Annotated in this window: 22 protein-coding genes; 13 read left to right on the top strand and 9 right to left on the bottom strand. The window is 71.5% G+C overall.

All coding sequences use genetic code 11. The features are described 5' to 3' along the window. Positions 1-108: 108 nt before the first annotated feature. Both ACSHT8_RS13565 and ACSHT8_RS13570 read left to right on the top strand, forming a co-directional pair. Entirely contained in the window at positions 109-585 is a 477-nt protein-coding gene (locus ACSHT8_RS13565) for a hypothetical protein (RefSeq protein WP_436501154.1), read from the top strand. Then, complete coding sequence (locus tag ACSHT8_RS13570) at positions 582-1,040, top strand: ferritin-like domain-containing protein (RefSeq protein WP_436501156.1); 459 nt, start codon at positions 582-584, stop codon at positions 1,038-1,040. The genes ACSHT8_RS13565 and ACSHT8_RS13570 overlap by 4 nt, the downstream gene beginning before the upstream one ends. Here the strand turns inward: ACSHT8_RS13570 and ACSHT8_RS13575 are convergent. Next, positions 1,037-1,774: a hypothetical protein gene (locus tag ACSHT8_RS13575; protein ID WP_436501158.1), complete on the bottom strand. Its 738-nt coding sequence runs from the start codon at positions 1,772-1,774 to the stop codon at positions 1,037-1,039. The genes ACSHT8_RS13570 and ACSHT8_RS13575 overlap by 4 nt on opposite strands. A 70-nt stretch (positions 1,775-1,844) precedes the next feature. Continuing rightward, a complete protein-coding gene (locus ACSHT8_RS13580; RefSeq protein ID WP_436501160.1) occupies positions 1,845-2,852 on the bottom strand; it encodes an aminotransferase class V-fold PLP-dependent enzyme in 1,008 nt (335 codons plus the stop codon). Positions 2,853-2,876: 24 nt separating this feature from the next. Between ACSHT8_RS13580 and ACSHT8_RS13585 the strand changes: the two genes are divergently transcribed. Continuing rightward, complete coding sequence (locus ACSHT8_RS13585) at positions 2,877-3,287, top strand: secondary thiamine-phosphate synthase enzyme YjbQ (RefSeq protein WP_436502063.1); 411 nt, start codon at positions 2,877-2,879, stop codon at positions 3,285-3,287. Here the strand turns inward: ACSHT8_RS13585 and ACSHT8_RS13590 are convergent. Then, positions 3,284-4,264 carry an ABC transporter permease gene (locus ACSHT8_RS13590; RefSeq protein ID WP_436501162.1) on the bottom strand — a complete coding sequence of 327 codons (981 nt, stop codon included), beginning with the start codon at positions 4,262-4,264 and terminating at the stop codon, positions 3,284-3,286. The two genes, ACSHT8_RS13585 and ACSHT8_RS13590, sit on opposite strands and share 4 nt — an antisense overlap. A 101-nt stretch (positions 4,265-4,365) precedes the next feature. On the opposite strand from ACSHT8_RS13590, the gene ACSHT8_RS13595 reads away from it, so the two are divergent. Further along, complete coding sequence (locus ACSHT8_RS13595) at positions 4,366-5,073, top strand: hypothetical protein (RefSeq protein WP_436501164.1); 708 nt, start codon at positions 4,366-4,368, stop codon at positions 5,071-5,073. On the opposite strand, the gene ACSHT8_RS13600 is transcribed toward ACSHT8_RS13595, so the two are convergent. Beyond that, positions 5,074-6,075: a hypothetical protein gene (locus ACSHT8_RS13600; RefSeq protein ID WP_436501166.1), complete on the bottom strand. Its 1,002-nt coding sequence runs from the start codon at positions 6,073-6,075 to the stop codon at positions 5,074-5,076. It abuts the gene before it with no gap. 53 nt (positions 6,076-6,128) lie between these two features. Further along, a complete protein-coding gene (locus tag ACSHT8_RS13605; RefSeq protein ID WP_436501168.1) occupies positions 6,129-6,617 on the bottom strand; it encodes a carboxymuconolactone decarboxylase family protein in 489 nt (162 codons plus the stop codon). A 157-nt stretch (positions 6,618-6,774) separates the two neighbouring features. On the opposite strand from ACSHT8_RS13605, the gene ACSHT8_RS13610 reads away from it, so the two are divergent. The 4 genes from ACSHT8_RS13610 (at position 6,775) to ACSHT8_RS13625 (ending at position 10,147) form a co-directional block, all read left to right on the top strand. Continuing rightward, complete coding sequence (locus ACSHT8_RS13610) at positions 6,775-7,686, top strand: RNA polymerase sigma-70 factor (protein WP_436501170.1); 912 nt, start codon at positions 6,775-6,777, stop codon at positions 7,684-7,686. 61 nt (positions 7,687-7,747) lie between these two features. Then, positions 7,748-8,485 carry an HAD family hydrolase gene (locus tag ACSHT8_RS13615; RefSeq protein WP_436501172.1) on the top strand — a complete coding sequence of 246 codons (738 nt, stop codon included), beginning with the start codon at positions 7,748-7,750 and terminating at the stop codon, positions 8,483-8,485. After that, positions 8,482-9,435 carry a hypothetical protein gene (locus ACSHT8_RS13620; protein WP_436501174.1) on the top strand — a complete coding sequence of 318 codons (954 nt, stop codon included), beginning with the start codon at positions 8,482-8,484 and terminating at the stop codon, positions 9,433-9,435. Before ACSHT8_RS13615 ends, ACSHT8_RS13620 begins: the two co-directional genes overlap by 4 nt. Beyond that, a complete protein-coding gene (locus tag ACSHT8_RS13625) occupies positions 9,425-10,147 on the top strand; it encodes a class I SAM-dependent methyltransferase (RefSeq protein WP_436501176.1) in 723 nt (240 codons plus the stop codon). The genes ACSHT8_RS13620 and ACSHT8_RS13625 overlap by 11 nt, the downstream gene beginning before the upstream one ends. Positions 10,148-10,195: 48 nt before the next feature. Here the strand turns inward: ACSHT8_RS13625 and ACSHT8_RS13630 are convergent, their stop codons facing one another. After that, the gene (locus ACSHT8_RS13630; protein ID WP_436501178.1) at positions 10,196-11,941 is read right to left on the bottom strand and encodes a proline--tRNA ligase; all 1,746 of its coding nucleotides are present in this window, start codon (positions 11,939-11,941) and stop codon (positions 10,196-10,198) included. A 111-nt stretch (positions 11,942-12,052) separates the two neighbouring features. Here ACSHT8_RS13630 and ACSHT8_RS13635 point away from each other — a divergent pair, with 111 nt between their 5' ends. After that, a complete protein-coding gene (locus ACSHT8_RS13635) occupies positions 12,053-12,418 on the top strand; it encodes a VOC family protein (RefSeq protein ID WP_436501180.1) in 366 nt (121 codons plus the stop codon). Here ACSHT8_RS13635 and ACSHT8_RS13640 read toward each other — a convergent pair. Continuing rightward, positions 12,408-13,352, bottom strand: coding sequence for a GNAT family N-acetyltransferase (locus tag ACSHT8_RS13640; RefSeq protein WP_436501184.1), 945 nt, complete (start codon positions 13,350-13,352; stop codon positions 12,408-12,410). The two genes, ACSHT8_RS13635 and ACSHT8_RS13640, sit on opposite strands and share 11 nt — an antisense overlap. Before the next feature lie 58 nt (positions 13,353-13,410). Between ACSHT8_RS13640 and yaaA the strand changes: the two genes are divergently transcribed. From yaaA to ACSHT8_RS13660, 4 genes are all read left to right on the top strand, one after another. Beyond that, positions 13,411-14,151, top strand: a complete 741-nt coding sequence (gene yaaA / locus ACSHT8_RS13645; protein WP_436501186.1) for a peroxide stress protein YaaA — start codon at positions 13,411-13,413, stop codon at positions 14,149-14,151. A gap of 174 nt (positions 14,152-14,325) precedes the next feature. Further along, positions 14,326-15,282: a serine protein kinase RIO gene (locus tag ACSHT8_RS13650; RefSeq protein ID WP_436501188.1), complete on the top strand. Its 957-nt coding sequence runs from the start codon at positions 14,326-14,328 to the stop codon at positions 15,280-15,282. A gap of 257 nt (positions 15,283-15,539) precedes the next feature. Beyond that, the gene (locus tag ACSHT8_RS13655; RefSeq protein ID WP_436501190.1) at positions 15,540-17,201 is read left to right on the top strand and encodes a DEAD/DEAH box helicase; all 1,662 of its coding nucleotides are present in this window, start codon (positions 15,540-15,542) and stop codon (positions 17,199-17,201) included. Positions 17,202-17,327: 126 nt separating this feature from the next. After that, complete coding sequence (locus ACSHT8_RS13660) at positions 17,328-18,590, top strand: hypothetical protein (RefSeq protein ID WP_436501192.1); 1,263 nt, start codon at positions 17,328-17,330, stop codon at positions 18,588-18,590. 222 nt (positions 18,591-18,812) lie between these two features. Here the strand turns inward: ACSHT8_RS13660 and cobA are convergent, their stop codons facing one another. Then, positions 18,813-20,030, bottom strand: a complete 1,218-nt coding sequence (cobA, locus tag ACSHT8_RS13665; RefSeq protein WP_436501194.1) for a uroporphyrinogen-III C-methyltransferase — start codon at positions 20,028-20,030, stop codon at positions 18,813-18,815. A gap of 48 nt (positions 20,031-20,078) precedes the next feature. Next, positions 20,079-20,534 carry a winged helix-turn-helix domain-containing protein gene (locus ACSHT8_RS13670; RefSeq protein WP_436501196.1) on the bottom strand — a complete coding sequence of 152 codons (456 nt, stop codon included), beginning with the start codon at positions 20,532-20,534 and terminating at the stop codon, positions 20,079-20,081. Positions 20,535-20,562 lie beyond the last annotated feature (28 nt).

Genomic DNA, 20,562 nt, shown 5'->3' on the forward strand with positions numbered 1-20,562 from the left:
GGCGGTACCGAAGCCGACCGTGGTTACCTAGCGTATCTCGCCCGCCGGGGACGGGCCGCCGCAGGCGATCATCCGGCCGCAGGGGCGGGCCTGGCAGGATGACTCGGTGTGAGGGAGACCCGGGTGACCCGCCGCGCGCTGTTCCAGGCCGCCGCCGCGCTGGCCGTGCTGACCGCGTGCACACCCGACCCCGGCCCGCCGCCGCCACCGGACCCGCTGGTCGAGCTGGCCGCCCAGGCCCGCGCCGACGCCGCCGCCGCGCAGGCCATCGCCACCGCCGTCACCGCGCTGGCCACCCCGGCCGGTGAGGTCGCCAAGGTCCGCGCCGAGCACGCCACCGTGCTGCAGGCCGAGGCCGACCGCGAGCGCCCGCCGAAGAGCGGCGCCCCCACGACCGCGCCGCCGTCGACGACTGTCCCGCCGACGCCGACCGACGCGCAGGCGGCGAAGACGTTCCTGCTGGAGGCCCTCACCGCGGCCGAGCAGAAAGCCGCCGCGGTCATCGCCACCGTCCCCCGGTACCGGGCGGGCATGGTCGGCTCCGTCGCCGCCGCGTGCGCGAGCCTGCGGGAGGTAATTGCATGACCCAGCCGTCGACGCAGAAGCTGCCGGACGACACCGTCGCGGCGGTCCAGGCCGCGCTCGGCACCGAGCACGCCGCGATCTGGGTGTACGGGCTGGTCAGCGCGTTCCTCCCGGCCTCATTCGACGCCCCGCTCACCGCGGGCGCCACCGCCCACCGCGCCCGCCGCGACGCCATCGCCCGGTTGCTGGGCGGCTTCGGCGTCGAGCCGGAGCCCGCGAAACCCGCGTATCTGACCCCTCAGCCGGTGACCAACCAGGCGTCGGCGCTGGCGGTGCTCGTCACCGCCGAGCAGGACGCCACGGTCGCCTGGCGGGCGACCCTGGAACGCTGCGACGACGCCGAGGTGCGCAAGACGGCGCTGGCCAGCCTCACGGCCGCGTCCGTCCAGGCCGTCAAGTGGCGCAAGCTGGCGGGCGTCCTTCCGCTGACGCCCGCGCAGCCCGGGTTGGGCTAAGCCCCGCCGTCGATCTCCTTGCCCTTGCGCAGGGCGTCCTCGCAGACCTGGTCGAGGACCTGCTCGTCGGTCTTGGCGCCCTTCGGCAGGAAGTCGGCCTCGACGATGGTGACGGTCTCGCCCTCTTCCTTGGAGGCGTAGCCGTTGCTCAGGTTGACCACGCCGTCGATCTTCACGACCTTCTCGCGGACCAGGTCGTTGACGTTGCCGGTGCCGTTGCTGTCGGTCAGCTGGCGCAGCTCGGCGGCCTTCTCCGGGCTGCTCAGGTGCACGACCGAGACCGAGACCAGCGCGTTCCGGTCGCCGACCTTGGCCGTGTATAGGGCCTGGGTGACCTTCTCGCACACCCCGGCCTGCCCGAGGAACTGCTTGGTTGGGCCGTAGGCGTGGGCCGCGCAGTTCGTGTCGACCTTCGGCGTGGGGACCTGGGGGTGCGCCTCGAACTGGTAGACCCCGTCCGGGGCGGGCTTGACCGTGTCGGTTGTCCCGGTCCCGCCGGAGCCCGCGGGCTCGTCGGTGACATACCAGTAGACGGCGCCGGACAGCACGGCGACCGCGAGCAGGCCCAGGATCCGCATCGTCCAGGTCCACGCCGGGTTGGCGGGCTCCTCGGGCGGTTCCTCGACGAACCGGAACGGCTCGTCGTAGCGGGGTCCATCGCTCACGCGGGAGATCCACTCGGTCTCGTCGGGGCGGTACTGCCCGGGCTGTCCAGGACGCTGAGGTGCCGACACGAACGGTCACCGTAAACGGTATTCGGCCCCAGCGTTAGGCCGACCGGGCAAATAGGTCTTAACGGCCTGGTCAGCGCAGTGCCTTCAGGACCCGGTCGACCTCGTCCTCGGTGTTGTAGAGATGGAACGACAGCCGCGTGCGCCCCGCGCGAAGGGCACCGCGGAACCCGGCGGCGGCGAGCGCGTCCCCGTCGTCGACCGCCACGATCGCCGAGTCGCCCGCGGGCAGGTCGAGCCCGGCGCGCAGCCGGTTGGCCAGGCCGACGCAGTGGTCGTGCACGGCCTTGACGTCCAACTCGGCGAACCAGGTGAGCGAGGCGGCCGCGCCGACCTGGGCGAACCACACCGGCGACAGGTCGAAGGCACGCGCGTCGCCCGCGGACCGCAGCGGCAATCCGTAGACGGTGTCCCACGGCGACTCGCCGGAGTACCAGTTGGCCACGATCGGCCTGGTCAACTCGACCGCGTCGGGCCGGATCGCCAACCACGCGGCGCCGCGCGGGCCCAGCAGCCACTTGTAGCTGGAGCCGACCACCCAGTCGGCCCAGGACAGGTCGGCGGGCAGCCAGCCGATCGACTGGGTGGCGTCGAGGAGGACCCTGGTGCCCGCGGCACGCAGCCCGTCGAGGTCGGCCACGGTGCCGTCCGCTGACTGGACGACACCCACGACGACCAGGTCGAACTCCGGTGCCCGCGAGACCAGTTCGGCCTGCGGCACCTCGGTGACGGTGACGCCCCGATGCGCCTGCGCGGCGAACGGGAAGGTGGCGCTGGTGAACTCGTTGGTGACGGTGAGGATCCGGGTGCCGTCGGGGATGCCCGCCGCGACCAGCGCCACCAGTTGCGACACACTCGCGCCGATCGCCACGTTCACCGGATCGACCCCGACCATCCGCGCCCACCCGCGCCGCGCGACAGCCGTCGACTCGTCGTAGTCGGGTGCCTTGCTCAGCCCTTGGCGCCACCGCGCCACAGCCGCCTCCAGCGCGTCGGCCACCCGCGCGGGCGGAACGCCGATGCTGGCCGTGTTGAGGTAGCCGTCCTGGACGTCGAATCGCTCTCCGAATGCCATACGCACACCTCCGACCCTACGGTGGTGAGCGTGCACAGTGTGGAACTCGCGATCACCACCGGCGCGGCCGAGGCCGTCGTCGACCTCACCGACCACTGCGCCCGCTTCCTGGCCGACGCGGACGCCACCGACGGCCTGCTCCACGTGTGGGTGCCCCACGCCACCGCGGGGCTGGCCATCCTGGAAACAGGCGCGGGCAGCGACGAGGACCTCCTGACCGCCCTCAAGGACCTGCTCCCTGGCGACGGCCGCTGGCGCCACCGCCACGGCACCCCAGGACACGGCCGCGACCACGTGCTGCCCGCCCTGATCCCGCCATACGCGACCATCCCCGTCCTCAACGGCACGATGGCCCTGGGCACCTGGCAGTCGGTATGCCTTGTCGACACCAATGTGGACAATCCACAACGGACAGTGCGGCTGAGCTACCTGCCCGCCTAGGCCGCGACCATGACGGGAGCGTCGTCGGCGGGCGCGGCGGTCGGCTTCGCGCGCGCCGGAAGCAGCAGCAACGCGAGCCCCACCACGGCGATCGAGCCCAGCACGATCAGGCCGAGTCGGACGTCCGGGGCCGACGCGGTGTCCTGCAGCAGGCTGCGCAGACCCTCCGCGGAGAACCGGAACGGCGTCCACGACCAAAGCAACGCCCGGTAGGCCGGGTTCAGCATCTCCGGCACCTGGCCGGCGACAGCAGGCGCGATCAGATACAACGGCCCGAGAATCGCCGCCGCCCGGATCCCGAGGAACCGCACCAACGCCCCCTGCAAAGCCGCGAACGCCACCGCCGTCAACACCAGAAACCCGACCACACCCCAACTCACCGCCACCGACGAGTCCCACCAGCCCGTCAGCCCGACAACCACACCGGGAGCCACCACCGCCACCGCGACCACCAACCCCACCCGGTGCACGGGCCGGACCAGCAACCCCCGTCGCCCTGCCGCGAACGCCAGCCCGATGGTCGCGACCAGAGCCCCGATCCACAGCAGCGCACTGGCCGCCAGCGGAACCGTCCGCGCCGCGGTCCCCGCCGGATGCAGCGTCTCGACCGCCACCGCCCCGCCCATCGCCTGCGCCACCCCGGTCAACACCTGCTGCGCGACCTGCTGCCCCTGCGGATTCACCGCCCCCGACAACACGATCCGCGTCCCCGACTGACCGAGTTCGAGGATCCCGTAGACCTCCTTGTCCACCAGCAGCCGCCGCGCCCCGTCAGCGGTCTCCACTCGCCAGTCGACCGCGTCACCCCCGCGCTGCGCCAACTGGTCAGCCACCGCCTTGGGCGCGACGACAGCCAACGGCACCGCGTCGGGCCGCGAGGTCGCCTGCGCGCCGAACGTGAGGACGCCGAGCAGCGCGGCGATCAACGCACCCGCCACCGCGACGACCACGACGAGAGCACCCGTGCGTCCGGACATGTCCGCCTCCTGAGTTCATCGTGTGTTGAATTAAGACGGTACGCCGCGCGAAACCAACAAGTCAACACGTGTTGAAATACCGACGCGCTACGGTTCCCGGTGTGCGATTCCCCCGTGCGGCCATCGGCGCGATCTCGCTCGCGGTGGTCGGCGGCGGCATCGCCACCGTCGCGCTGATCGGCCCCTCCGACGACCGCCGGACCCCGGTCAGCACGCTCCCCCAGCCCACCGCCACCCGCGCCGCCGACCCGGCCGCGCCGCGCACGCCCGGCTGGCAGGTGGTCACCGACCAGGCGGCGGCCGTCACCTACGAGGTGCCGCCCACCTGGACCCTCGCCGAGGACAGCGAGTCGCTGGAGTCCTCCAGCGGCGTCGAACTGGGCCACCTCGCCGACTTCGGCCCCTACCTCTGCCAGGGCGCCGAGTACGGCCGCGCGTTCAGCGGCAGCGGCGTCGCCGACGGCGACATCCGCGAGTCGGCGGCCGAGCTGGCCGCGGCGGTCGCCGCCGACCAGTACAGCGACGGCAGCCAGACCGCCAAGGTCACCCTGTCCCGCCCCATCCGCGTCACCCGCGACGGCGCCCGCGGCACCATCGTCCGCGCCTCCGCCGAAGTCACCGCCGACGACGTCGCCGACCGCTGCGCCAGCACCAAGGGCACAGTCGTCGTCGTGGCCCTGGCCACCCGCGCGGGCACGTCAGTGGTCGTCCTGGCCGCCGACGCCGACACCGGCTCGACACCGACGGCCCCACTGGTCACCGACCAGGAGATGACCGCCATCGCCGAGAGCGTCCGCCCCACGGGCTGACTACGCGGGCAACTTCGGCCACAGCACCTCGGCGAGCGCCTTCGCCGCCGAGCAGTCCTTCGGCTCGACGCGGTACCCGACCTCAGCGAGCACGTACTCCGCCGCGCCAGGGAGTTCCTTGTCCTCCCGGGCCCGGATCGAAGTGCTCGCCTGGCAATAGAACGCGTCGCCCTCATGACCGGGACGCTGGAGGACGACAGTCGGGCGACCCGCTAAGACCTCGCTCTCCGAGCGTCCGTCGGCCACGGGCGCGTACCCGGCCTTGAACGCGACGTACGCCCACGCCTTGTCGCTGCGGCCGGTGGAACAGCTGTGCCGGTCCGACCGGGCCTCCTGGCCCGCCCAAACGCCGGGCACCACTCTGGTGAGGTCCTTGGGAAGGAACTCGCACGCGTCGTAGCGCGACAGCGAGTCCGGGGCTACGGGCCTGGGCGCCACGGTGCCGTCGTCGAACCTGGCGACCATGGCGTCTATGGCGACCCGCACAAGGTGGCAGAGATCGGCCGCGTCGCCCTCCCCCCACACGCGCAATCCGACCTTGTCGGGGAACACGACCTGGCTCGCGCAGTCCGGGGCGGGCCCACCGCCGTACTCCTTGAGTCCGCCGGGAAGCGCCTTCGGCTCGCCCTCGACCGGGTGGGCCGCGACGTCGAAGAACCGCCCGACCTTGATCTTCACCGCGCCCGCTCGCCGGGAGACCTCGATCGCGCATGTCCCGAACCCGCGCGGGTCGCCGACTCTCGCGGTGTCCGCGCCCTTGAGGTCCTCGGGCCGCAGAAACCCGCACAGGTCGGTCTCGACGTCCACGCCCAGCATGTCGCCGCCGAACACGGCCGCGGCCGTCATGTTCGCCGGGTCGACCGCCCGCGGCTTCGGCGCGACGCTTGACGACGTGGGCGTCGCGGTCGTACCGGCCGTGGACGGTGGCGCGCTCGCCACCTGCGTTGAGCACCCGGTCAAGACGCCGAGCGTCAGGCAGGCGGCGAGCAGCGGCGTTCTCATATTCCCCCCAAGGAATCGACGCCCCTGATCCTAGAGCGCGACCCCCTGGCGGATCAGCCGTTGATGAGCGCGGCGAACATCCCGGGCTCATAGGCGCCTGCCGGGTTGCGCACGATCACGTTCATCCGGTTGGCCGCGTTGATCATGCCCACCAGGCACACCAGGGCGGCGATCTGGTCGTCGTCGTAGTGCTCGCGCACCTTGGCCCACGTCTCGTCCGACACGCCCTGGTGGTTGTCGGCGATGCGGGTGCCCTCCTCCGTCAGCGCCAGCGCCGCCCGCTCGGCCTCGGTGAACACCGTGGCCTCCCGCCAGACGGCGACCAGGTGGAGGCGGGTCGGGGTCTCGCCCGCGGCCGTGGCGTCCTTGGTGTGCATGTCGACGCAGAAGCCGCAGCCGTTGATCTGACTGGCGCGCAGTGCCACCAGTTCCTGGGTGGCCTTCGGCAGCGGCGACCGGGCGATCACCTGGCTGACGTTGGCGAACCTCTTGGCGAAGCTGACGGCGAGCTCGTTCTCGAACATGTTGAATCGGGCGTCCATGACCAGGTCCTCACTCGTGGTGTTTACGTTTACGACCACCAGATGCCGACCGACCGGCCCCTGTGACAGCCCCGGCCCGTGACGCACACCGCACCGCCGGGGTGTCACAAACCGGCCGGGTCCGGCGTCTATCGGGGACCAAGCCGAAGGAGCCACCATGGACGGCACCGATCCCGCCACCGAGGCGTTCGTCGCCCACCGCAACCTGCTCTTCACCGTCGCCTACGAGTTGCTCGGCTCGGCCGCCGACGCCGAGGACGTGCTGCAGGAGACCTGGCTGCGCTGGGTGGGCGTCGACCTGGCCGAGGTGCGGGACCAGCGCGCCTACCTGGTCCAGATCACCACCCGCCAAGCCCTCACCCGGCTGCGCACGCTCGGGCGCCGCAAGGAGTCCTACGTCGGACCGTGGCTGCCGGAGCCGCTGCTCACCGCGCCGGACGTGGCCGAGGACGTCGCGCTGGCCGACAGCGTCTCGATGGCGATGATGCTGGTCCTGGAGACGCTCACGCCGACCGAACGCGCGGTGTTCGTGCTGCGCGAGGTGTTCGCCCTCGAGTACGACGAGATCGCCGAAGCCGTCGACAAGACGCAGGCCGCGGTCCGCCAGATCGCCCACCGCGCGCGGGAGCACGTCGCGGCGCGCAGGCCGCGCGGGGTCGCCTCCCCCGCGGTCACCCGGGACGCGCTCGCGGCGTTCCAGCGGGCGGTCGAGACCGGCGACCTGAAGTCCCTGCTCGACATCCTCGCCCCGGACGTCGTCCTCATGGGTGACGGCGGCGGAGTCGTGCGGGCGGTGCCCGTGCCGATCGTGGGGGCCACCAAGGTGGGCCGGGTGCTGGGGGCCGGGATCGGCAGGCTCGCCGCGGCGACGCTGCGGCCCACCGAGGTCAACGGCCACCCGGCGCTCGTCGTCCAGTTCGACGAAGGCATCGACACCGTCCTGGCGCTGCGCGTCGACGACGGCCTCATCACCGGGATCTACGCGGTGCGCAACCCGGCGAAGCTGTCACACATGGCGCGGGAGACCGCACTGTCGCTCGGCAACGAACGTACTGGTCCGTGCGGTTGATCGATCCCGCCTGTCGAAAAGCGGCGGCCGTCCCGTCGGTCACCCGTGCCACCATGGCTGGGTGACCGAAACCCTCGTGCTCTGGGACATCGACCTGACCCTCGTCGACTACAGCGGCATCGGCAAGCTCTGGTACGGCCAAGCCGTGACCGCCGTCCTCGGGGTCGACATGGCACACCTCCCTGTCTTCCCCGGTCGCACCGAGCGCTCCCTCGCCGCCGAGATCCTGGCCGCCCACCACGCCGAGCCCAGCGAGGACAACATCCAGCGCATGTTCGCCGAGCTGGTCCGCCTCGCCGAGGAGGCCGACCTCGCCACCCTCGGCCGCGCGCTCCCCGGCGCCGAGGCGATCCTGGCGGCGCTGGCCGCCCGCGAGGACGTCGTGCAGTCGCTGGTCACCGGCAACCTGCCCGAGCTCGCCGACCGCAAGCTCACCCCGTTCGGCCTGCACGACCACGTCGACTTCGAGATCGGCGGCTACGGCTCGCTGTCCGAACACCGCCACGACCTCGTGTCCGCGGCGATGGCCGCGGCGGGCACCAAGCACAACACGAAGTTCGACCCCACGTCGGTCATCGTCATCGGCGACACCCCGCACGACGTCGAGGCCGCCCTGCACCACGGCGCCATCGGCGTCGGCGTCGCCACCGGTCGGCACACGGCCGCCGAACTGGCCGCCTCCGGGGCGCACATCGTGCTCGACGACCTGTCCGACACCCCAGCCGTGCTGTCGGCGCTGCTCGGATGCGTGGGTTCCGATCTCATCCGGCAGGGGGACCAACTACCGTTCCGGGCATGAGCACCCCAGGGGGTCCGTACTGGCAGGAGCCACAGCCGCAGTACCAAGTGGACCCGATCACCGGCCAGCCCGCGTACTACCAGCCCCAGCAGCAGCAGCCCTACGGCGGCTACCAGGGCTTCGGCATGTACCAGCCGCCGGAACCGCCCAAGCCCAACCGCACCCCCTGGATCCTGGCGCTGGTCGCCGTCCTGGTGCTGGTCGGCGGCGGCGTCACCGCCTTCCTCCTCCTCAAGGACGATGAGTCGCCGACCCCGATCGCGGGCCCGTCGTCGAGCGCGGCGCCGACGACGACCAAGACCTCGGCGAAGGGCCCGACGCTGAAGCCGACCACGGCCAAGCCCACCACGTCGCGCACTCCGACCGAGGTCGAGGACATCAAGGTCGACGCGGTCACCCCCGGCTTCCAGGGCGTGCTGTCCTACAAGGACAAGGTCGCCTACGACGTGCCAGCGGACTGGAAGATCGAGACCCCGGGCACGGTCGTCGGCTTCGAGGACAATGACGGCAAGGTCGTGGCGATCATGCACGGCGTGACCACCTACCGGCCCGACGCGTGCCCCACGGTCAAGGGCTCCTACCGCGGGCACGTCGGCATGGTCGCCGCCGGTGACGCCGAGATCACCCGCGCGGCCAAGAACGGCGCCAAGCTGTTCGCCGACGGCGCGGCGATCAACAAGGACAACACGAAGGAACCGGTCACCGTCACCGAGCCCGTGCCCACCAAGGTCGGCCAGGGCAAGATCGAGGCGATGAAGGCCACCGCCACGATGACGGTGACCAAGCCGGGCGAGTGCTCGTCGCCGTCGGTGCTGTTCACGTCGGTGGCGTTCCAGGTCAAGGGCAAGACGTTCGTGCTGATCAGCTACCAGGACCAGGGCGTGGCCGACACGCTGCCGCCGGAGACCCTGGACAAGGTCATCGCGAGCGTGCGGCCGTATGAGGGGTGACGGCGACGTGACCGCGGAGAACGACTACGACAGCTTCGCCGAGGCGTACACGGTCGAGAACGACGCCAGCCTCATCAACGCCTTCTACGCCCGGCCCGCGATCGTGAACCTGGCCGGGGCCGTGGCCGGTCGCCGGATCCTCGACGCCGGGTGTGGCTCCGGCGCCGTGGCCGAGGCGCTGCGCGACCGGGGCGCCGTCGTGGCCGGTTTCGACCTCAGCGCGAAGATGGTGGAGCTGGCCCAGCGGCGGCTCGGCGCCGACACGGACCTGCGGGTCGCCGACATCGGTCGACCGCTGCCGTACGCCGACGGCGCGTTCGACGACGTCGTCGCGGCCCTGGTGCTGCACTACCTGGAGGACTGGGCCGCGCCGCTGGCCGAACTGCGGCGCGTGCTCAAACCCGGCGGCAGGCTGATCGTGGTCGTCAACCACCCGGCCATCTTCAAACTCATGTATCCCGAAGGCGACTACTTCGCGACCAGCAAGTGGTCCGACGAGTTCACCTTCAACGGTCAGAAGGCCGTGCTCAGCTTCTGGCACCGACCGCTGCACGCGATGACCGACGCCTTCACCGCCGCGGGCTTCCGCACGGCCGTCATCAGCGAGCCGCCTACGTCGCCGGAAGCACGCGAACTCTTCCCCGAGGAGATGGCGAGGTTCCCCTCCGGGGCGTTCCTGAGCTTCCTGTTCTTCGTGCTCGAAGCCGTCTGACCGAGCCCACCGCCCAGCGCCGATCGTCGGCGCTGGGCGGTGGAGCCGTCAGCCCTTGGCCAGCTCCGTCAGGTGCTCGACGATGCCGTCGACCGGCAGTTCCGACTTCTCACCGGTCCGCCGGTCCTTGACCTCGACCAGCCCGGAAGCCAGCCCGCGCCCGACGACCACGATCGTCGGCACGCCGATCAGCTCGGCGTCCTTGAACTTCACGCCCGGCGACGCGTTGCGGTCGTCCAGCAGCACCGACAGCCCGGCCGCGTCCAGCTCGGCCGCCAGCTTCTCCCCGCCCGCGCGCAGGGCGTCGTCCTTGCCCGCGATCACCAGGTGGATGTCGGCGGGCGCGATGCCACGCGGCCACAGGATGCCCAGCTCGTCGTGGTTCTGCTCGGCGAGCACCGCGACCAGACGGGAGACGCCGATGCCGTAGGAGCCCATGGTGATGCGGACCGGCTTCGAGTCCGGGCCCAGCGCGTCCAGCGAGAACGCGTCGGCGTACTTGCGGCCCAGCTGGAAGATGTGGCCGATCTCGATGCCGCGCGCGGCGACCAGGGTGCCCTCGCCGTCCGGGGCGGGGTCGCCCTCGCGGACCTCGGCGGCCTCGATGGTGCCGTCGGGGGTGAAGTCGCGGCCCGCGACAAGGTCGACGACGTGGTGGTCGGCCTTGTCCGCGCCGGTCACCCACGCCGTGCCGGTGACGACACGAGGGTCGACGAGGTAGCGCACGCCGTTGTCGAGCAGCGCCTTCGGGCCGATGTAGCCCTTGACCAGGAACGGGTTCTTGGCGAAGTCGGCGTCCTCCAGGATCGCCACCTCCGCGGGGCTCACCGCAGCCTCGACGCGCTTGAAGTCGACCTCGCGGTCGCCGGGGACGCCGACGGCCAGCAGTTCCCACTCGCCTGCGGGCTGACGAACCTTCAGCAGCACGTTCTTCAGCGTGTCCGCCGCGGTGAACGTGCGGCCCAGGTCGGCCTTGTTGAGGAAGTCGACCAGCGTCTCGATGGTCGGGGTGTCGGGCGTGTGGTGCACCTGCGACTCGGGCAGGCCCGCCAGCGGGATCGCGGGGGGCGCCTGGGTGACCACGGCCTCGACGTTCGCCGCGTAGTCCGACGCGGTGCTGCGGACGAACGTGTCCTCCCCGGTCGGCGCCTCGGCCAGGAACTCCTCCGACGCCGAGCCGCCCATCGCGCCCGACGTCGCGGCCACGATGACGTACTTGATGCCGAGGCGGTCGAAGATCCGGATGTAGGCGTCGCGGTGCTTCTGGTAGCTCTCCGACAGGCCGTCGTCGGTCAGGTCGAACGAGTACGAGTCCTTCATCAGGAACTCGCGGCCACGCAGGATGCCCGCGCGCGGACGCGCCTCGTCCCGGTACTTGGTCTGGATCTGGTACAGCGTGACCGGGTAGTCCTTGTAGGAGGTGTACTCACCCTTCACGGTGAGGGTGAACAGCTCCTCGTGGGTGGGGCCGAGCAGGTAGTCGGCGCCCTTGCGGTCCTTGAGGCGGAACAGGTTCGGGCCGTACTCGGTCCACCGGTTCGTCGCCTCGTAGGGCTCCTTCGGCAGCAGCGCGGGGAACTGGATCTCCTGGGCGCCCATGGCGTCCATCTCCTCGCGCACCACCCGCTCGACGTTGCGCAGCACGCGCAGGCCCAGTGGCAGCCAGGAGTACCCGCCCGGGGCGACGCGGCGGACGTACCCGGCGCGAACCAGCAGCTTGTGGCTGGGCACCTCGGCGTCCGCCGGGTCCTCGCGCAGCGTGCGCAGGAACAACGACGACATCCTGGTGATCACTGTGACACTCCTCATCGGGGGCCGCACGGACTGTGCCCGCAAAGCGTAATGACCCGGCCCTGGCCAGCGCATTCGGGTTCGTTGTCGGTGCCTGGGTCTAGCTTGCGGGCCATGACAATCGGACTTGGCGGCATGACCATCGACTGCGCGAACCCACGGGAGCTCGCGAAGTTCTGGACAGCCGCGTTGGACTATGAGATCGGTGGCGACCACGAGGGCGAGTTCGTCTTCCTCGCCCCCAAGGGTGCCAAGCCGGGCGAGGCGTCCTACCTCGGCCTGCAGAAGGTGCCGGAGCCGCGCACGGGCAAGAACCGCGCCCACCTCGACTTCCACACCGAGGACCGCCACGCGGAGATCGACCGGTTGGTCGGTCTCGGCGCGACAGTCCTCGCCGAACACAAGATCCCCGGCCTGACGTGGTCGGTGCTGGCCGACCCGGAGGGCAACGAGTTCTGCGTGGGGTCTTCTAACGGCTGAGCGAATAGGTGGTCCAGCGGCAGGTGACGGCGAAACCTGACCGCTCGTACACGCCCAGCGCCCCCGTGGCGTTGCCGCTGTCGACGGACAGGGCGGCCGAGTCATACCCGGCCGCCTTGGCCGTGCCGAGCACGTGCGACAGCAGCGCGGTGGCCACACCCTTGCCGCGCCACGGTCGCAGCGTGCCCACCTGCCCCAGCCACAGCTCCCGTTGACCGGTCGCGGCCTCGTGCGCCGACGAGGAGTAGCTGAGCACGTAGGCGGCGATGCGACCGTCGGCGTCGCGCAGCAGCACCGACCGCTCGGCGCTGAAGCCCGGGTTGCCGGTCATGTGCGCCCGCCAGAACTCGGGGCTCGACGGGATCGAGCCCCAGTGGTCGAGGAAGCACTCGTTGTGGGCGCGGCGCACCTCGTCGTCGTGCTCGGCGCGGAACGGCTCCGGACGCAGGCCCGGTGGCAGCGGGATGGCGGGCGGGTCGGCGAGGTCGGCCCGCATGTCGAAGAAGTAGCGGATCGGCTCGTAGCCCGCCGATGAGAACAACACGGCCTTGCCTTCGTTGTTCTCGTGCACCCACGACCGCGGCCCGAACACCAGCTCGGGGCACCGCTCGTCGTGCTGCGCCGCGGCCGCGGCGACGATGCGGCCGAGCAGCTCGCGGCCGATGCCCCGGCGCCGGTGCGACGGGCGCACGGTGCCGTCCATGAGCACCTGGTTGACCTCGACGTGCCCGGCCTTGAACCAGCTCGACGCCACGGCCACCATCGTCTCGCCGTCGAACGCGGCGACCGAGCGCATGTCGGCGTCGGCCATGGTCTCGGCGTACTCGTCGGGGCCCTGGTGCTCACCGGTCTTGTCGACGGCCTCGGCTTCGGCCCACAGGTCCACCCAGGCCGCCTGGTCGGCGGGGGTCAGCGGTCGCCATTCGAGGGTCATGCCCCCGACGGTACGACCGCGGGCCCGCGCGCTCGACCGAATTACCTATGCTCAGCGCATGCTCGTGCTGCTGCCCCCGTCGGAGACCAAGGCCGAGGGTGGCACCGGCGCGCCACTCGACCTCACCGCCCTGTCGTTCCCCGAGCTCACCGCCGTCCGCGAACGGCTCGTCACCGCATTGGGTGAACTTGCCGCCGACGTCCCGGCGAGCCTGGCCGCCCTGGGGTTGTCGGAGCGGCAGACCGACGAGGTCGCCCGCAACGCCGCGCTGACGGCCTCCCCGACGCGGCCCGCGCTGGAGCGGTACACCGGCGTCCTCTACGACGCGCTCGACGCGAAGTCGTTCACCAAGCCGCAGCGCGCGCGGGCCAACCGCAGGCTCGCCGTGGCGTCGGCGCTGTTCGGCGTCGTGCGGACCGGCGACCCGATCCCGGCCTACCGACTGTCCGGCGACACCGTCCTGCCCGGCCTGGGCGGCCTGCGGACCCAGTGGAAGCCGGAACTGGAGAAGACGCTGTCCACTGTGGACGACCTGGTGGTCGACCTGCGGTCCGGCGCCTACGCCAACCTGGCCGCGATCCCGCACGCGATCACGGTGCGCGTCGTCACCGACGACGGCGCGGGTCGACGCAAGACCGTCAGCCACTTCAACAAGGCCTACAAGGGCAGGCTGGCCGCCGCGCTGGCCCTGGCGCCGCGCGAGCCGGGCTCCGTGCGCACCCTGATCTCGGTGGCCGCGGCCAACGGGATGCGGCTGGAGCCGACCGGGAAACTCAGCCTGGACCTCGTCGTCGATTAATTCGGTTGACCGGCCTGACCTGGCCGGGCACCCTATGCGCAGACCGGCGAAAGAGACGGACCGAGGAGGTGCGCCGTGGTGATGACTGTTCCTGTGGCGGTGCCGACCCGTCCAGCCCCACGTCGCTGACTGTGCCGCGGTGGGGCGTCCTTCCCAGGTCTAGGAGACCCACCAGTGCGAAAGCACGAAGACTTTCTGAGCGATGACTTCGATTCCCCGGTTCGCGGCCGCATGCGCCGCGGACGGTTCGACGACGACCCCCAGCCCCAGCGTTCCGGCAGGCTGACCGAGGCCGAGAAGGCCAGGCTCAGCCGCGTCCGCGACGACGCCTACACCGCCGAGCAGGAACTGCCCGACGGCGCCGCCCGCTGGTCCACCTGGGGCGACAGCGACCAGGGGCCGCACCCGCGGCCCGACTGGCTGGTCACCGACCTCGCCGCGGCCGACACCGAGCTCGGCGTGCTCAAGACCGGCAAAGAGGCCGACGTGTTCGTGATCGAACGCGCCGTCCCGAACGGCCCGAGCTGCCTGCTCGCGGCCAAGCGCTACCGCAGCGGCGAACACCGGCTGTTCCACCGCGACGCGGGTTATCTCGAGGGCAGGCGCCTGCGCAAGTCCCGCGAGATGCGCGCGATCACCAACCGCACCTCGTTCGGCCGCAACCTGATCGCCGAGCAGTGGGCGGTCGCGGAGTTCGCCGCGCTGTCGCGGCTGTGGTCGATCGGCGCGCCCGTGCCGTACCCGGTGCAGCGCGACGGCACCGAACTGCTGCTGGAGTTCCTGCACGACGCCGACGGCTACGGCGCGCCCCGCCTGGCGCAGCTGCGGCCGGAACGCGACGAGCTGCGCGAGCTGTGGGAGCAGCTCGTCGGCGCGCTGGAGCTGTTCGCGGTCGAGGGGCTCACCCATGGCGACCTCTCGGCGTACAACATCCTGGTTCACGAGGGCCACCTGATGGTGATCGACCTGCCGCAGGTCGTCGACCTCGTGGCCAACCCGGGCGGGCCGGAGTTCCTGGCCCGTGACGTAGCCAACATCTCGGGCTGGTTCCGCTCGCGCGGGCTGCCCGAAGACGTCGCCGACCCGGCGACTCTGACCGAGAAACTGCTGGTCACCGCCGGTCTCGACTGATTCGGCCGGGGAGCGGCGACGTGATGTCCGTCCCGTGGTGCGAACCCGCTACCGCACGTCAGGTAGCATGGACACGCATCGTGAGCGACACATGTACGTCGCTCCCCGCCCGGCGTCGATCGACACCGGAATGGCCAGCGGTGCCATACCCACCATCGGCACGAAATACGTGCCGGGCTCGTCCGTGTGAAAGCCTGCCGGCCTCCTTGAGAAGAGGGCGGAGCCTCCCGAGACGTGCCACGTCCGGAGAGGACCCCGTGCAGAACTCTGCCCTGCCCACAAACGATCTTGATGACGACCGCAAGCCGCGGCACCGCCAGAGCGGCAAGGGCCGCTTCGATGACGGCACCGTAACCTTCGCCGACCTCGGTCTGCCGAAGCCGCTGCTGCGCGCACTGATCGAAGCGGGCATCGAACAGCCCTTCCCCATCCAGGCCGCCACGCTCCCCGACGCCCTCGCGGGCAAGGACGTGCTCGGCCGCGCCCAGACCGGCTCGGGCAAGACCCTGGCCTTCGGTCTCGGCCTGCTTTCCCGGCTCGACGGCGGCGAAGCCCGCCCGCTCAAGCCGCGCGCGCTGATCCTGGTCCCCACCCGTGAACTCGCCCTGCAGGTCAGCGACGCGCTGACCCCGCTGGGCAAGGCGCTGGGCCTGTGGGTCCGCACCGCCGTCGGCGGCATGTCCTTCCCGCGCCAGGCCGACGCCCTCAAGCGCGGCGTCGACCTGCTGATCGCGACTCCGGGCCGACTGTCGGACCACGTCCGCCAGGGCACCTGCGTGCTGCACGACGTGCAGTACATCGCCATCGACGAGGCCGACCAGATGGCCGACATGGGCTTCCTGCCCCAGGTGCGCGAGATCCTCGACCTGACCGACCCCGACGCGCAGGTGCTGCTGTTCTCGGCCACCCTCGACGGTGACGTCGACCAGCTGATCAAGCGCTACATGAACAACCCGGTCACCCACTCGGTCGACGTGTCCACCGCCAGCGTGTCCACTATGGAGCACCACATGCTCCTGGTGTCCAAGCAGGACAAGGCCGACGTCATCACCGAGATGGCCGCCCGCGACGGCCGGACGATCATGTTCGTCCGCACCAAGCACCACGTCGACCGCCTCGCCGACAAGCTGCGCTCCGTCGGCGTCCGCGCAGGCGCGCTGCACGGCGGCAAGACGCAGGGCGCGCGCAACCGCGTCCTCAGCCAGTTCCGCGACGGCGACATGCCCGTCCTGGTCGCCACCGACGTCGCCGCCCGCGGCATCCACGTCGACGGCGTCAGCCTGGTCGTGCACGTCGACCCGCCCGCGGACTCCAAGGACTACCTGCACCGCGCGGGCCGCACGGCGCGCGCCGGCGAGTCGGGCACCGTGGTGACGGTCGTGACCCACGACCAGCGCCGCTCCGTGGTCCGGATGACGGACAAGGCGGGCGTGAAGCCGGAGAGCACCAAGGTGCGCCCCGGCGACGCCGACCTGATCCGCATCACCGGCGCCCGCACCCCGTCGGGTGAGCCCGTCATCGAGAAGGCACCCCCGGCTCGCCCGGCGCGTTCCTCCGGCGGCGGCCACACCCCGCGCCGCGGCGGCGACTTCCGTCGGCGCACCGGCCGGGAAAGCCACGGTCACGAGGGTCGGGCCCGCGACGCCCACAGCCCCCGCGACACCCACGACAGCCGCGACACCCGCCGCGGCGACGGCCCCCGCCGGGAATTCCGCGACCGCCCGGACCGCGGCGACGCACCCCGTCGGGACTTCCGCGACGGCCCCCGCCGCGACTTCCGGGACGCCCCGCGCCGCGAGGCACCCCGCGACTCGGCGGAAGCCCCTCGCCGTGAGGGCCCGCGCCGCGACTTCCGCGACGCTCCCCGTCGCGCCACCACCGCCGCGCCCCGCTGGCGCGACGGCGACCGCCGCGGCTGAGTCCGCCGTCGGGTGAACCAACCCGACACGGACAGCCAGACAACGACTCGATAAGGGCCGTCTCCGAGAACTATTCGGAGACGGCCCTTTCGACTTATGGTGGCGCAACCAGCCTGGGGAGGCCCCGTGTCCATCCGCCACATCGTCGTCGTACTCGCCGCCGCCCTCACCACGGCATGCACGGGCTCAGCGACGACGCCCGGCACAGAACCGTCGCGGACGACCTCGCCGACCACCACGACAACGCGACCACCCGCACCCGCGAAGTGGCGCCTCGCCGACGCGCCGCCCACCGAGCCCACCAGCTCCCTGAACGACATCGCGGTCGTCGACAGCACCCACGCCTGGGCCGTCGGCGGCGAGAAGTACTCGGTGGCCGCGCAGCACACCTCGTCCGTGCCGGTGGTCGTCCAGTGGGACGGCGAATCCTGGACCCGGGTGCCGCTGCCCGGCATCACCCGCCCCGGCAGCCTGCGCCACGTCGCCGCGTCGTCCCCCAAGGACGTGTGGGCCGTGGGCACCACCCTGGCCGACGCCGGGCAGAGCACCTGGGTGATCCACTACGACGGCAAAACCTGGCAGGACATCCCGTTCCCCCCGGGCTCGACCCCGGCGATGAACCTCTACACCGACCTCGCCGCGGTGGACGGCCACGCCTGGCTGATCGGCAACAGCGGCTCGCAGGTGCTGCTCCAGCACTGGACGGGCGGGGCCTGGCAGGAAGTCCAGCCACCGCGCGAATGCTCGGCAGGCGGCGCCTCGTCCGGTGGGATGCCCAACTTCTGCACCTTCACCAGCCTGAAAGCCTTCTCCCCCAACGACATCTGGGCAGTCGGCAACGGCGCCTGGGCAGGGTTCAAAGGCCCGCTGGCGTTCCACTGGGACGGAACGGCCTGGCAGACAGTCCAAATAGGAATCACGAACGAGGAACTGACCCTCAGCGAGATCGCGGGAACCCCCACCAACCTCTGGGCCATCGGCGACATGGCCATGATGGGCGGTCGCCCGCTCGCCGCCCACTGGGACGGCAAGACCTGGAAGACCGTGGACGGCCTGCCCACCGGCAGCGACCTCGCGGGCGTGGCCGTGGACGTCTTCGGCGAGCCCTGGGTCATCCAGAACTTCACCGACCCGAGCTCGAAACTGGCGACCCACCGAGCCGGAAAATGGGTCGCAACCCAGGCGCCACAACCGCGCGACACCGTCGGCATGACACTGCACGCGATCGCGTCGGTGCCCGGCACCGAGAAGATGTTCGCCGTCGGCGGGGCCGACCTGAACACCAACCCCCGCACTCTGCGGACGGTCCTGCTCGAGTACTCAAGCCCGGACGGAGCGGGCGGCAACCCGCAGACCAGCCGCCCATCCCGCCCACCCGCCGCACCCTGACGCCGATCCCTGCTCTGGGCGCCCAGACCACGGCGCCCCGACCAGTTCGACTTCGCCAGGGCCGACGCCGAGCGTGCGCAGCAGTGATCCGGCCAGGCGTGTCGCCGACTTGTCCAAGCTCGGCCCACCCCTTCCCCCAGGCGCCTCGATCAGCGAGTTCCGCCGAGTCCTCCGCCCGACCGCCCGGGTCAGCCCAGTCCGGCCCTCTGCCCAGGCACCAGGTCAGCCGAGTTCGGCCGCCAATCCCGCCACCGGCCCGATCACGGTCACCGCGGGCGGCCGGAACCCCTGAGCCACCACCTCGGCCGCGACATCGGCCAGGGTGGACCGCAGGACCCGCTGGTTTCGGGTGGTCCCCTCCTGGATCACCGCGACCGGAGTCTCAGCGTCCCGGCCGTTCTTGATCAGGACGGCCGCGAACTGGTCGAGCTTGTCCACGCCCATCATCAACACGATCGTGCCCTTGAGCCTGCCCAACGCCGCCCAGTCGGTCAGCGACGTCGGGTCCTCAGGCCCCACATGCCCCGACACGACAACAACCTCGTGCGCGACACCCCGGTGCGTCACCGGGACGTCGGCGACCGCCGGGACAGCGAAGGCGGAGGTGATCCCCGGGACCACCGTCACCGGCACCCCGGCCTCGGCACACGCGATCAACTCCTCGAACCCCCTACCGAACAGATAGGGGTCACCCCCCTTGAGGCGGACCACGAACTTCCCGGCCTTGGCATGGGTGATCAACGCGTCGTTGATGGCTTCCTGGGTGGCGGCGCGACCATAGGGGATCTTGGCCGCGTCGATCACCGTCACCGACGGCGGCAACTCGTCCAGCAGATCCCGCGGCCCCAGCCGGTCGGCGACCACCACATCGGCCCGGGACAGCAGCCTGCGGCCGCGCACCGTGATCAGCTCCGGATCGCCGGGCCCACCGCCGACCAGCGCGACCCCCGGCAGCTCCGGCGCGCGCACCTGGTCGGACACCCGCCCCTCCCGCAACGCCTCCAACAGCGCGTCCCGAACCGCGGCCGAGCGCGAGTGCGCGCCGCCCGCCAGGACGCCGATCAGCAGGCCCTCGTACTCGCCGGAGGCGGGCGTGACCGCGCTGCCCTCGCTGCCCGCGTCGGCGCGCACGCAGAACACGCGCACCCGCTCGGCCTCAGCGGCCACCGCGGCGTTGACGTCGCCGTCGGACGTGCAGCACAGCACGTACCACGCGTCGGCGAGGTCGCCGTCGGCATAGCGGCGGCCATGCCAGGTCACCTCACCCGCGTCGACCATGCCCTGCACCGACGGGGTGATCTCCGGCGAGACCACCTCCACCCGGGCGCCCGACGCCACCAACCGCGGCAACCTGCGCTGCGCCACAGTGCCGCCGCCGACCACGACGACGCGGCGGCCCGCGAGGTCGAGACCGGCCAAATAGTGCTGCTCCACTGCCATTGCGACAGCATGCCTGGTCCAGCCCCGAGCGCCACTCACCGACGCACGTCAGTGTGACGGAACTGGCACCTCGGCCACCGTCACCCGGTACCCGACCCCGCGCACCGACTCGACCTGCACCCCGGGCGCCACATCGCGCAACGACCGGCGCAATCGTTTGACCGCCGACACCACCGCCTGCGTGTCGCCCACGTACGGCCGTCCCCACACGTGGGTGGTCAACTCGTTGAACGCCCACACCCGCCCGGGATCACCGGCCAGCGCGTAGAGCAGATCGAAGTCCCGCGACGACAGCGCCAGCACATCGCCGTGCCACGTAGCCTCCCGAAGATCCGCGTCGAGCCGCAGCTTGCCCACCTCGACCACCCGGTGGGCGATCATCGCCACGGGCCCGGCGACCTCGACGACCGCGCGCAAGGCCGCGTCGTCCGGCAGGTAGATCACCGGGACACCGCCCGCCGTCGCCGCGGCGACCGCCGCCAACTGCTCGGCCGAGGTCCCCACGCATAACACCATCGGTGTATCGAGTCCG

It is taken from the genome of Actinokineospora sp. HUAS TT18 (assembly GCF_051364635.1).
Taxonomy (GTDB): domain Bacteria; phylum Actinomycetota; class Actinomycetes; order Mycobacteriales; family Pseudonocardiaceae; genus Actinokineospora.

Bases quoted from the DNA above. Each gene is read 5' to 3' on its own strand.
- ACSHT8_RS13570 (WP_436501156.1), top strand. From the start codon at position 582: ATGACCCAGCCGTCGACGCAGAAGCTGCCGGACGACACCGTCGCGGCG.
- ACSHT8_RS13590 (WP_436501162.1), bottom strand. From the start codon at position 4,264: ATGTCCGGACGCACGGGTGCTCTCGTCGTGGTCGTCGCGGTGGCGGGT.
- ACSHT8_RS13600 (WP_436501166.1), bottom strand. From the start codon at position 6,075: ATGAGAACGCCGCTGCTCGCCGCCTGCCTGACGCTCGGCGTCTTGACC.
- ACSHT8_RS13605 (WP_436501168.1), bottom strand. From the start codon at position 6,617: ATGGACGCCCGATTCAACATGTTCGAGAACGAGCTCGCCGTCAGCTTC.
- ACSHT8_RS13610 (WP_436501170.1), top strand. From the start codon at position 6,775: ATGGACGGCACCGATCCCGCCACCGAGGCGTTCGTCGCCCACCGCAAC.
- ACSHT8_RS13620 (WP_436501174.1), top strand. From the start codon at position 8,482: ATGAGCACCCCAGGGGGTCCGTACTGGCAGGAGCCACAGCCGCAGTAC.
- ACSHT8_RS13625 (WP_436501176.1), top strand. From the start codon at position 9,425: ATGAGGGGTGACGGCGACGTGACCGCGGAGAACGACTACGACAGCTTC.
- ACSHT8_RS13635 (WP_436501180.1), top strand. From the start codon at position 12,053: ATGACAATCGGACTTGGCGGCATGACCATCGACTGCGCGAACCCACGG.
- ACSHT8_RS13640 (WP_436501184.1), bottom strand. From the start codon at position 13,352: ATGACCCTCGAATGGCGACCGCTGACCCCCGCCGACCAGGCGGCCTGG.
- yaaA (WP_436501186.1), top strand. From the start codon at position 13,411: ATGCTCGTGCTGCTGCCCCCGTCGGAGACCAAGGCCGAGGGTGGCACC.
- cobA (WP_436501194.1), bottom strand. From the start codon at position 20,030: ATGGCAGTGGAGCAGCACTATTTGGCCGGTCTCGACCTCGCGGGCCGC.